Genomic DNA, 10,924 nt, shown 5'->3' with positions numbered 1-10,924 from the left:
GAGAAGAACGGTTTCGCGGAGCGGTCAGGTCTAGCCGAAACGCACACTCAAACTCACGGTCATCCGGGCTGGGCCCGGACCGCTCCGCGCCTCCCCATCCACTCGTCGCGAAAGCCCGAGGTCAAAGAGCCGTGCCTGCAACACCCTGCCCGCTAAGACTTGCCCCCACCTGGCGGCTTCGCCGCCTGTCCGCCCCCATCGGGGGCGGAGGACGCCCGCCGCGACAGGGGCGGTTGGCCATGCCGGGCGGCCATGATCTCGCCGATCACCGCCACGGCCACCTCGAAGGGCGCCTTGCCGCCGAGGTCCAGGCCGATCGGCGCGCGCAGCTTTTGCAGGTCGCGTTCGCCGACCCCGGCCGCCCGCAGGCGGGCCAGCCGCTCGCCCAGGCGCCGCCGCGCGCCCAGCAGGCCGACATAGGGCGCGGCCGAGGGCAGGGCGGCCAGCAGGGCCTGGTGGTCGACGTCCTCGTCGTGGCCGCAGATCGCCACCGCCGTCCAAGCGTCCAGGCCGATCGCGGCCACGGCGGCGGCGACGTCGTCACGGCGGTAGGCCACGCTGGGCAAAGGCGGCGTCGAGGTCGGGCCCTTGGGGCGCACCAGGGTGGTGTGGAAGCCCGACTGCGCCCCCAGGCTGGCCACGGCCAGGGCCGTCGGGTCGCCGCCGAACACCACCAGCCGGGGCGGCGGATCGAATCGGCGCGAAAAGGCCCCGGGCCAGGCCGGAAGGTCTTCCGAGGCCGGAGCGCAGAGCCGACGGTCGCCGTCGCTGATCCACGTCGCCGGAATCCGGGCGCCGGCCAGGGCGAGCAGTTCGCGGGCGGCCGGATCGTCGACGGCGATTCGCTCGACCAGGATCTCGATTCGCGCGCCGCACAGCAGGCGGATGTCGGGCCAGGGGCTGCCCTCGCCATAGACCAGCCGCCGGGGCCGGCCGTCGGTCACGCAGGCCCGGCCGTGGTCCTCGACGTCGGCCTCGATGCAGCCGCCGGACAGGAAGCCGGCCCGGCCGTCGGCGCCGAACACCATCTGCGTGCCGACCGGGCGAGGACCGCCGTCACCCAGGGAAACGATGGTCGCCAAGGCCGCCGGCCCCCGCGCCAGGGCGTCGGCCAGGGCCGGCCGCATGTCGTCCGCCAGGCCGTGGAGGGGCCAATCGGACGCGGTGGCGGCGGGGGCGAGAGACACGTCGGTGTCGGCGTGATCGGGCAGGTTCATTGCCAAGCATGTTAACGCCTCGGAAAGTTTCCAGAAACGCCTTCTTCAAACCTTGGGGCGTAGGCTTGCCGACACTGGTGTTCAGTCCGCACGGATTTCCATGTCGCTTTCCGTTTCCAAGCTCGGTCTCGCCGCCGCCCAGTTCGGACTGGACGGCATGAGCGCGTCGCCGCGCGCCCGTTCGCCGGAAACCGAAGCTCGCGACATTCTCGGCATCGCCGCCCGCGCCCGTCTGTCGGTGCTGGACGTGTCGGGCAACTACGGCCGCGCCGAGCAGGTGCTGGGCGATCTGCTTCCCCGTCCCGTGCCGTTCCGCGTCACCCTGTCGGCCGCCCGCGCCGACCGCGGTCCCGACTTCGTCGAGGCCGAGGCCCGCGCCAGCTTGCGCCGCCTGGGCGTCGAACGCGCCGACGCCATCATCGTTTCCTCGCCTTCGGAACTGTTCGGCCCGCACGGCGCGGCCGTCTGGGACCGCCTGGCCCGCCTGCGCGACGAGGGGCTGTTCGCCAAGATCGGCGTCGCCGCCCATGCCAGCGACGATCCGGTGGGCGTGGCCCGCCGCTTCAAGCCCGACATTCTTCAGGCGCCCGCCAGCCTGCTCGACCAGCGCCTGCTGGCCGACGGCTCGCTGCAGCGCATCGCCGGCATGGGGATCGAGGTGCAGCTGCGCTCGATCTTCCTGAACGGCCTGCTGTTCCTGCCGCCCGACCGCGTTCCCGCCCAGCTGAAGGGGGCCTCGGGCCGCCTGTCGAAGGTGCGCCGGATGATCGCCGAGGGCCGTTCCGATCCGCTGCAGGCCGCCCTGGGCTTCGCCCTGTCGCGCGTCGAAGCCAGCGCCGTCCTCGTGGGCGTCACCTCGGCCGCCGAACTGTCGGCCGTGGTCGCCGCCGCCTCCAGTCCGCCGCCCGACCTCGATTGGGACGACATGGCCATCGACGATCCGGTGGCCCTGGACCCGCGACGTTGGGTCGCCTGACGACCAGGCGAATCAAAGCTCAGCCTCCGAAGAAGAGCTGAGAAACAAAAGAGGGAGCCGAACGCCATGATCCTCGCCGTCGTCCAGGCCCGCATGGGCTCCAAGCGTCTGCCCGGCAAGGCTGTGGCCACCCTCCAGGGTCAGCCGATGATCCTGCGCCAGCTCGAGCGGCTGCGCGGCGCCCGGCGCCTGAACAAGATCATCGTCGCCACCAGCGACGCCGAGGACGACGACGGCCTGGCCGGGCTGGTGGTGTCGCGCGGCTACGCCGTGCACCGCGGCTCGGGCAGCGACATCCTCGACCGCATCGCCCGCTGCGCCGAGGCCGCCGGCCCGATCAGCCACATCGTGCGCATCAAGGGCGACGCGCCGTTCGTCGACCCCGCCGTGGTCGACGAGGCCGTCCGCCTGGCCCAGGTCAGCGGCGCGGCCTACACTTCCAACCGCGTGGAGCGCACCTATCCGGCCGGTCTCGAGGTCGAGGTGGTCACGGTCGAGGCCTTGCGCATGGCCGCCGCCGAGGTTCGCGATCCCCTGGCCATGATCTCGCCGACCGCCGCCATCCGCGAGCGGCCGGACCGTTTCCGCCAGGCTCACCTGAAGGCCCAACGCGACTGGTCGCACTACGACTGGCGGGTGAAGACCCCGGCCGACCTGGCGTTCGCGCGCTCGATCTACGACGCGCTGTATCCCGCCGATCCGAGCTTCTCGATGAACGACGTGCTGGACCTGGTGGAGAGCCACCAGGACCTGGGCCGTTTCGCGGCTTAAAAAAGAAACCCTCTCCCAGAGGGAGAGGGCGGGGCCCGCCGCGCAGCGGTGGGAGGGTGAGGGGTTAAAACCTCAACCGGAGTGCCGGCAGGGCGCTTCGTGAAATTGGTGAGGGTGTCACCCCTCACCCTCCCACGCTTTCAGCGCGGGTCCCTCCCTCTCCCCTCCGGGAGAGGGCTTTTTCGAAACGTCTACTTCCAAGCCCCGTAAGGGTCCACCGACGCCTTGCCCAGCGCCTCGGCCACGGCCGGGTGGGTCAGCTGGCCCGCCAGGACGTTGAGGCCCTTGGCCAGGTGGACGTTGGTCTTCAACGCGTCCAGGCCGTGGTCGGCCAGGGCCAGGCCGAAGGGCAGGGTGGCGTTGCCCAGGGCTTCGGACGAGGTGCGCGGCGCGGCGCCGGGCATGTTGGCCACGCAATAGTGGACGACGCCGTCGACCGTGTAGGTCGGCTCGGCGTGGGTGGTCGGATGGCTGGTCTCGAAACAGCCGCCCTGGTCGATCGACACGTCGACCAGCACCGAGCCCGGCTTCATCTTCGACAGGTGCTCGCGCTTGACCAGCTTGGGAGCCGCGGCCCCGGCGGTCAGCACCGCGCCGATGATCACATCGGCCTTGAGGATCTCGTCCTCGACCGCCGCCATCGTCGAATAACGGGTCAGGATGCGGCCCTGATAGAGGTCGTCCAGCTCGCGCATGCGCGGGATCGAGCGTTCCAGCACCACGACCTCGGCGCCAAGGCCGGCGGCCATGCGCGCGGCGTTGGAGCCGACGACGCCGCCGCCCAGCACCGCCACGCGGGCCGGGGGCACGCCGGGCACGCCGCAGAGCAGCAGACCCATGCCGCCGTTGTGCTTAAGCAGGGTCTCGGCGGCCGAGAAGACGGCGATGCGGCCGGCCACTTCCGACATCGGGGCCAGCAGCGGCAGGCCGCCCTTGGCGTCGGTGACGGTCTCATAGGCGATGGCCGCGCAGCCGGAAGCCAGCAGGCCCTCGGTCTGGGCCGGATCGGGCGCCAGGTGGAGATAGGTGAACAGGATATGGCGGGGCGTCAGGCGCTCCCACTCGACCTTCTGCGGTTCCTTGACCTTGATGATCAGCTCGGCGCCGTCGAACACCGCGTCGGCGTCGGGCGCGATGGTCGCGCCGGCCTTGACGTAGAGGTCGTCGCCATAACCGGCGCCCAGGCCCGCGCCGGCCTGGACCAGGACGGAGTGGCCATGGCCGACATATTCGCGCACGGCCGTGGGGGTCAGGCCGACCCGATGTTCGCCCGGTTTGATCTCGGAAGGCACGCCAACGCGCATGATAGTCTCCTCCAGCCAAGTTTTGATTGGCAAATGGCTTTTGACGCTGGTTTACGCCTGACCGAACGCAGGTTCCTGGGGGATTTCATGCGTCCGTAACCGTGATATGCAGGATTCCATCGTGATGGAGCCTTTGCGTTGAAGAAACCTGCGGCAGACCTCGACGCCTTCGACCGCAAGCTGCTGAACCTGCTCCAGAGGCGGGGCCGGGCCAGCTATGTGGAACTCGCCGAGGCGGTGAATCTTTCCGAATCCGCCTGCCTGCGCCGCGTGAAGGCCCTGGAGGAGACGGGGGTGATCGGGCGCTATGCGGCGGTGATCGACGAGCGGGCGGTGGGCCTGCCGCTCAGCGTCTTCGTCACCGTCACCCTGTCGTCCCAGGCCGAGGCGACGCTCAGCGCCTTCGAGAAGGCCATCGCCAATGTCCGCGAGGTGGCCGAGTGCTACCTGATGACCGGCGGCTCGGACTATCTGCTGCGGCTGGTGGTGGCCGACGTCGATGACCTGGAGCGGGTGCACGCCCAGGGCCTGACCCGAATTCCCGGCGTCGTGCGGGTCAGTTCGTCGATCGCCATGCGCACCGTGGTCAAACGTGTCGAATTGCCGCTCTGAGGCCGATGTTGCGTCGTGGTTAACCCTTTGCGGCCAGAACTAGGGCCGACCTAATCGCTGTACTCGTCGGGGGATGAGATGGTTTCGAGACGAATGCTGCTGGGCGCGCTGGCGTCGGGCCTCGCCGTGCCCGCCCTGGCCTGGGCCGAGGGCGACAATCCCACGCCGTCGGTGCTGACCCGCAAGGGCCGCCGCACGCGCCGGGCCCTGAAGTCCCAGGCGACCGACAAGGCCGCGCTCGACAAGGCCCTGGCCGAGGTCAAGCCGCTGGAAGACCCCAACGCGGTCGAACCGGCCGAAGTGCACCCGCCGGCCGTCAGCCCGGACGAGGCCCTGGGCCGGCTCAAGCAGGGCAACGCCATCTTCGCGCGCGGCGGAGCCAGCATCGCCCTGCCGAGCTTGGTCCGCATCGCCGAACTCTCGAAGGGCCAGCGGCCGTTCGCGGTGATCGTCGGCTGCAGCGACAGCCGCGTCGGCCCCGAACTGGTCTTCGACTGCAATCTGGGCGAACTGTTCGTGGTCCGCGTGGCCGGTTCGACGGTCAGCCAGGAGGGTCTGGGCTCGATCGTCTACGCCGTCGAGCACCTGGGCGCGCCTCTGGTCGTGGTGCTGGGCCACACCAAGTGCGGCGCCGTCGGCGCGGCGGTGGACGTGGCCACCAAGCACGTCGATCTGCACGGCGCGCTGCTGAACATGGTGCTGCCGATCATGCCGGCGGTGCTGGAGGCCCAGGACAAGCATCCGGCCGATCTGCAGGACGCGGCCATCCGCCAGAACGTCCGCGACGTCGCCGCCCGCCTGAAGGTGGCCGACGGCACCCTGGCCGAGAAGCTGTCCGAAGGCCGTCTGAAGATCGTCTCGGCCACCTACGACCTGGCCAGCGGCGTGGTGGCGTTCGACGCATAACCTTGTTCCGCTGATCCGTTGACCCGTTGCCCGGCTTAGGCTCAAGTCTCCCGACACGCTAAAGTTGGGGGAGACTGGGATGTCGACGGACGAGACTCCGCCCAAGGGCGGTCGCGAACCCCTCGCCACCCGTCTCGCCGCCCATTGGGAAGCCCTCAAGGGCCGGATCCCGCCGCAGTTGAAGTCTCCGCTGGTCGCCGTGGGCGCGGCCGCCCTGGTCGTCGGCTTCGGCGGCGGTTTCGCGGTCGGCAAGGTCGCCGACCTCGGCTGGTTCGGCCACAAGGCCCCGACAGCCGAGGCGCCCAAGGGCCAGGCCTGGTCGCTGTTCGGCAAGCCCCGTTCGGCCAGTGCGCCCCGGCGCGGGATTCCCAAGCCCGAGGGCTTCGCCGTCTGGCGCAGCCGCATCGACAGCTCCGGCGCCGAGCCGATGGCCTGCGTCCAGATGAGCAAGCCGCTGGACCCGTCCAAGGCCTATGCCGACTTCGTGCTGCTCTCCCCGGATCTGGGCCGCCAGCCGGCCGTGCGGGTCAAGAACGATGAGCTGTGCATCGGCGGCGTCGGCTTCACCGACCATCGCGTCACCCTGCTCAAGGGGCTGCCCGGCAAGAACGGCGAGACCCTGGGCGCCAACGCCGACGTCGACTTCACCTTCGGCGAGAAGCCGCCGTACGTGGGCTTCGCCGGCGACGGCGTGATCCTGCCGCGCGAGGAATCCGACGGCGTGGCCCTGGAGACCATGAACGTCTCCAAGCTGGCCATCGAGGTCTGGCGGGTGTCGGACCGCAACCTGGTGCGCAAGTCGATCAGCGCCCCGGATCCGAGCGGCGAGGGCGACTATTCCAGCGACTACGGCGACGACAGCCCCGACGACGAGGGCCGCCAGGTCTGGAAGGGCGTGATCAGCGTCGAGGGCGCGGCCGGCCAGAAGGCCACCACCGTCTTCCCGCTGGGCGCGGTGCTCAAGGAAATGAAGCCGGGCGGCTATGTGATCAAGGCGCGCGACGCCTCGGGCGGCCGCGATCCGGACGGCGAGGGCGAGCCCAGCCCGGCCCAGGCCCGCCGCTGGATCATGTTCACCGACATGGCCCTGATCGGTTATGACGGCGCCGAATCCCTGGACGTGGTCGTCCGCTCGCTGAAGACCGCCAAGACGGTGGCCGGCGTGCGCGTGGCCCTGGTGGCCAAGGACGGCGAGGACCTGGCGGTAGCCAAGAGCGACGCCGACGGCCGGGCGCGTTTCCCTCACGCCCTGCTCGAGGGCGACGGCGCGGCGCGGGCCAAGATGGTCATGGCCTATGGCGAACAGGGCGACCTGGCGGTGCTGGACCTGGACCGCTCGCCGGTCGACCTGTCCAAGCAGGGCGTCGGCGGCCGCACCGAGTCCGACGGCGGCCGAGCGCTCAGCACCGATATCGACGGCTATCTCTACGCCGACCGGGGCATCTATCGCCCGGGCGAGACCGTGCACCTGACGGCCATGGTCCGCGACCGGCTGGCCAAGGCGGTCAACGACCGCAAGGGCTACATCCTGGTCAAGCGGCCCTCGGGCGTGGAGTTCAAGCGCTACGCCTTCAGCCGCGCCGACGCCGGCGCCGTGCTGGCCGACATCGCCCTGCCCCGCAGCGCGCCGCGCGGCCGCTGGACGGCGGTGCTGAAGATGGAAGGGGTCGAGGCCGACTCCGGGTCGTTCAGCTTCAGCGTCGAGGATTTCGCCCCGCAGCGGCTGGCGGTCACCGCCACGGGTCAGGAGTCCGTGCCGGTCGCCGCCGGCCAGGCCCGCGAGATCGACGTCTCGGCCCGCTTCCTCTACGGCGCGCCCGGCGCGGGCCTGCAGACCCAGGGCGAGGCGCGGCTGCGGCTCGACAACGATCCGTTCCCACAGTTCAAGGGCTATGAGTGGGGCGACGACCTGACGCCCTTCGATGAGAGGTTCATCGAGCTGGGCACGACCGTCACCGACGGCGACGGCCACGCCATGCTGAACCTGGCCACCACCGAGGCCGGCGACACCGCCCAACCGCTGGTGGCGGCGGTGACGGCCTCGGTGTTCGAGCCGGGCGGCCGTCCGGTCCGCGAGGGGCTGGAGCTGAAGGTGCGCGGCAAGTCGGTCTATTACGGCGTCAAGGTCGAGCAGGGCGACGCCGGGCGCGGCGATCCGCCGGTCAGCCTGGAGATGATCGCGGTCAACGCCGCCGGGGCCCGCATCGCCTCGACCGCGACCTACACCCTGATCAGCGAGAACTGGAACTACGACTGGTTCCAGCAGGACGGCCGCTGGCAGTGGCGGCGCACCAGCCGCGACGCGGTGGTGGCCAAGGCCACGGTCACCATCGGCGCCGGCCAGCCGGCGCGCTTCAACCGCCGTCTGGGCTGGGGCGACTATCGGCTGGTGGTCGAGGGGCCCGACGGCGCCAAGACCGTGACCAAGTTCTCGTCGGGCTGGGGCTCGCCGGCCAAGGAGGGCGAGGCGCCCGACTTCGTGCGGGTCAGCGCCGGGACCAAGGCCTACGCCCAGGGCGACACGGTGGAGATCACCCTGAAGTCGCCCTATGCCGGCCAGGCCCAGGTGGCCGTCGCCACCGACCGGCTGATCGACTTCAAGACCCTGAGCGTCGGCGAGAACGGCACGACCGTGCGCCTGAAGACGTCGGCCGCCTGGGGCGGCGGGGCCTATGTGATGGTCACGGTGATCCAGCCGCGCGACCCGGTCAGCTCGCCCAAGCCCAAGCGGGCCCTGGGTCTGATCTATGTCCCGCTCGACCCCAAGGGCCGCAAGCTGACCGTCGACATCGGCACGCCGGTGAAGCTGGACTCCAAGGCCCCGGTCGAGGTGCCGATCAAGGTGCAGGGCCTGGGCTTCGGCCAGACGGCCAAGGTCACCATCGCCGCGGTGGACGAGGGCATCCTGCGCCTGACCCGCCAGGACAGCCCCGACCCGGCCAAGTGGTACTTCGGCAAGCGGGCCCTGACCCTGAACTATCGTGACGACTACGGCCGCCTGCTCGACCCGAACATGGGCGCGCCGGCCAATGTCAATTTCGGCGCCGACGAGCTGGGCGGGGAGGGGCTGACGGTGACGCCGATCAAGACCGTGGCCCTGTGGTCCGGGATCGTCGAGACCGGCCTGGACGGCAAGGCGGTGGTCAAGCTGCCGGCCGCCGACTTCAACGGCGAGCTGCGGATCATGGCCGTGGCCTGGACCGACAACGCCGTCGGCTCGGGCTCGAAAGCCATGACCGTGCGCCAGCCTGTGGTGGCCGACCTCAACCTGCCGCGCTTCCTGGCCCCCGGCGACAAGCCGATGGCGACGCTGGAGCTGCACAATGTCGAGGGCAAGCCCGGCGCCTATACGGTGGAGGCCAACGCCACCAACGGCATCGCCGTGGCCTTCAGGAAGGTGATCACCCTGGTCCTGGGCCAGCGGATCGCCGAGAAGATCCCGTTCCTGGCGCCGACCGTCACCGGGATCGGCAAGGTCGGCTTCAAGGTCGCCGGCCCCGGCTTCCAGACGGCCAAGGACTATCCGATCCAGACGCGCCTCGGCTGGGGCGACGTGGTGCGCACGACGACCGAGCTGCAGCAGCCGGGAGCGACCTACACGCCCGACTACCGCCTGCTGTCGGGTCTGGCGGCCGGCGACATCACGCTGCAGGTCAGCTATTCGCCGTTCAAGGGCTTCGACCCCTCGGCCATCGCGGTGGCTCTGCAGCGCTACCCCTACGGCTGCACCGAGCAGCTGGTCTCGACCGCCTATCCGCTGCTCTACGCCCAGAGCGTCTCCAGCGACCCCAAGCTCAAGCGCAATCCAGCGATCCTGGCCGGGGCGGTGGGCAAGCTGCTGGACCGCCAGACCCTGGACGGGGCCTTCGGCCTGTGGCGCGTGGGCGACGGCGAGGCCGACGCGTGGCTGGGCGCCTACGCCACCGACTTCCTGGTGGAGGCCAAGGCCCAGGGCGTCGCGGTTCCGGACGAGGCGATGGACAAGGCGCTGAACGCCATGCGCCAGATCAGCCGTCCCGACGGCTGGAGCTCGGTGTCCTACCGCCTGGAATATCCCGAATGGTGGGGCCGCTCGCCCGACGACTCCAAGAAGGCCACCGAGCGCATGCGCCGGCGCGCCAGCGCCTACGCCCTCTACGTGATGGCCAAGGCCGGGCGCGGCGACCTGGCGCGCCTGCGCTGGTGGCACGACGTGCAGATGAAGGACGAGGACCAGCCCCTGGCCAAGGCCCAGGTGGCCGCCGGCCTGGCCCTGATGGGCGACCAGGCCCGGGCCCGCTCGGCCATGCGCCAGGCGGTCCGCTCGCTGGGCTGGCGCGACGACAGCGACTGGTACCAGAGCCCGCTGCGCGACGTCGCCACGATCACCGCCCTGGCGGTCCAGGCCGGCCAGGGCGACATCGCCGGCCAGCTGCAGGGACGGCTCGAGAACGTGGTCAAGGATCCCGACGCCTTGAACACCCAGGAGCAGGCCGCGGTGCTGTTCGCGGCCTCGCAACTGATGAAGGCGGCCGGTCCGATCACCATCGACGCCCAGGGCGTGACGGCCCTGCCGCCGGCCGCCGGGACTCCGCGCTGGGCGGTGGGCCGGCTGGCCGACGCCCGCTTCGTCAACAAGGGCAAGGGCGCCCTGTGGCGGACGGTCAGCGTACGCGGCACCCCGGTCGCCGCCCCGGGGGTCGAGGCCAACGGCCTGTCGGTGTCCAAGCGGCTGTTCTCGATGAACGGCGGGGCGATCGATCCGTGGCAGATCCACCAGGGCGACCGGGTGATCGTGCTGGTCTCGGGCCGCTCGATGCAGGCCCGCTCGACCGCCCTGGTGGTCGATGACGCCCTGCCGGCCGGCTTCGAGATCGAAACCACCCTGGGGGCCGACGACGCCCAGAACGGTCCGTTCAAGTTCCTGGGCGAGCTGACCAATCCCGACGTCCAGGAAAGCCGCGACGACCGTTATATCGCCGCCCTGGACCTGGAGGGGAACAAGCCGTTCGCCATGGCCTACGTGGCGCGGGCCGTGACGCCGGGCGAGTTCTTCCTGCCCGGGGCGGTCGCCAAGGACATGTACCGGCCGAGCTTGAACGCGCGGTCGGACGCCGGGCGGATCAACGTGGCGCCGGGAGGGTAGGGCGAGACGCCTG

Annotated in this window: 7 protein-coding genes; 5 read left to right on the top strand and 2 right to left on the bottom strand. The window is 70.7% G+C overall.

Annotated features, from left to right (window positions below):
* Positions 1 to 152 precede the first annotated feature (152 nt).
* Positions 153 to 1,127, bottom strand: coding sequence for an XdhC family protein (locus ASD38_RS00460; RefSeq protein ID WP_235523762.1), 975 nt, complete (start codon positions 1,125 to 1,127; stop codon positions 153 to 155).
* Between the two features lie 190 nt (positions 1,128 to 1,317).
* Here ASD38_RS00460 and ASD38_RS00455 point away from each other — a divergent pair, with 190 nt between their 5' ends.
* The gene (locus ASD38_RS00455; protein WP_056438130.1) at positions 1,318 to 2,193 is read left to right on the top strand and encodes a bifunctional regulator KidO; all 876 of its coding nucleotides are present in this window, start codon (positions 1,318 to 1,320) and stop codon (positions 2,191 to 2,193) included.
* A 66-nt stretch (positions 2,194 to 2,259) separates the two neighbouring features.
* Positions 2,260 to 2,964, top strand: coding sequence for a glycosyltransferase family protein (locus tag ASD38_RS00450; protein ID WP_056438133.1), 705 nt, complete (start codon positions 2,260 to 2,262; stop codon positions 2,962 to 2,964).
* A gap of 191 nt (positions 2,965 to 3,155) precedes the next feature.
* Here ASD38_RS00450 and ald read toward each other — a convergent pair whose 3' ends face one another.
* A complete protein-coding gene (ald, locus tag ASD38_RS00445; RefSeq protein WP_056456709.1) occupies positions 3,156 to 4,268 on the bottom strand; it encodes an alanine dehydrogenase in 1,113 nt (370 codons plus the stop codon).
* Between the two features lie 138 nt (positions 4,269 to 4,406).
* On the opposite strand from ald, the gene ASD38_RS00440 reads away from it, so the two are divergent.
* The 3 genes from ASD38_RS00440 to ASD38_RS00430 all read left to right on the top strand — a co-directional run bounded on the left by ASD38_RS00440 (position 4,407) and on the right by ASD38_RS00430 (position 10,911).
* Positions 4,407 to 4,880 carry an Lrp/AsnC family transcriptional regulator gene (locus tag ASD38_RS00440; RefSeq protein ID WP_056438139.1) on the top strand — a complete coding sequence of 158 codons (474 nt, stop codon included), beginning with the start codon at positions 4,407 to 4,409 and terminating at the stop codon, positions 4,878 to 4,880.
* Positions 4,881 to 4,958: 78 nt separating this feature from the next.
* Positions 4,959 to 5,786, top strand: a complete 828-nt coding sequence (locus ASD38_RS00435) for a carbonic anhydrase (RefSeq protein ID WP_056438141.1) — start codon at positions 4,959 to 4,961, stop codon at positions 5,784 to 5,786.
* A gap of 79 nt (positions 5,787 to 5,865) precedes the next feature.
* Positions 5,866 to 10,911 (top strand): alpha-2-macroglobulin family protein, encoded by a 5,046-nt coding sequence (locus ASD38_RS00430; protein WP_056456705.1) that lies wholly within the window; start codon positions 5,866 to 5,868, stop codon positions 10,909 to 10,911.
* Positions 10,912 to 10,924 lie beyond the last annotated feature (13 nt).

The sequence above is a fragment of the Caulobacter sp. Root487D2Y genome (assembly GCF_001427165.1).
Taxonomy (GTDB): Bacteria; Pseudomonadota; Alphaproteobacteria; order Caulobacterales; family Caulobacteraceae; genus Caulobacter.
Note: the sequence above shows the minus strand (reverse complement) of the source record. Positions and strands in the feature narration are given on the sequence as shown.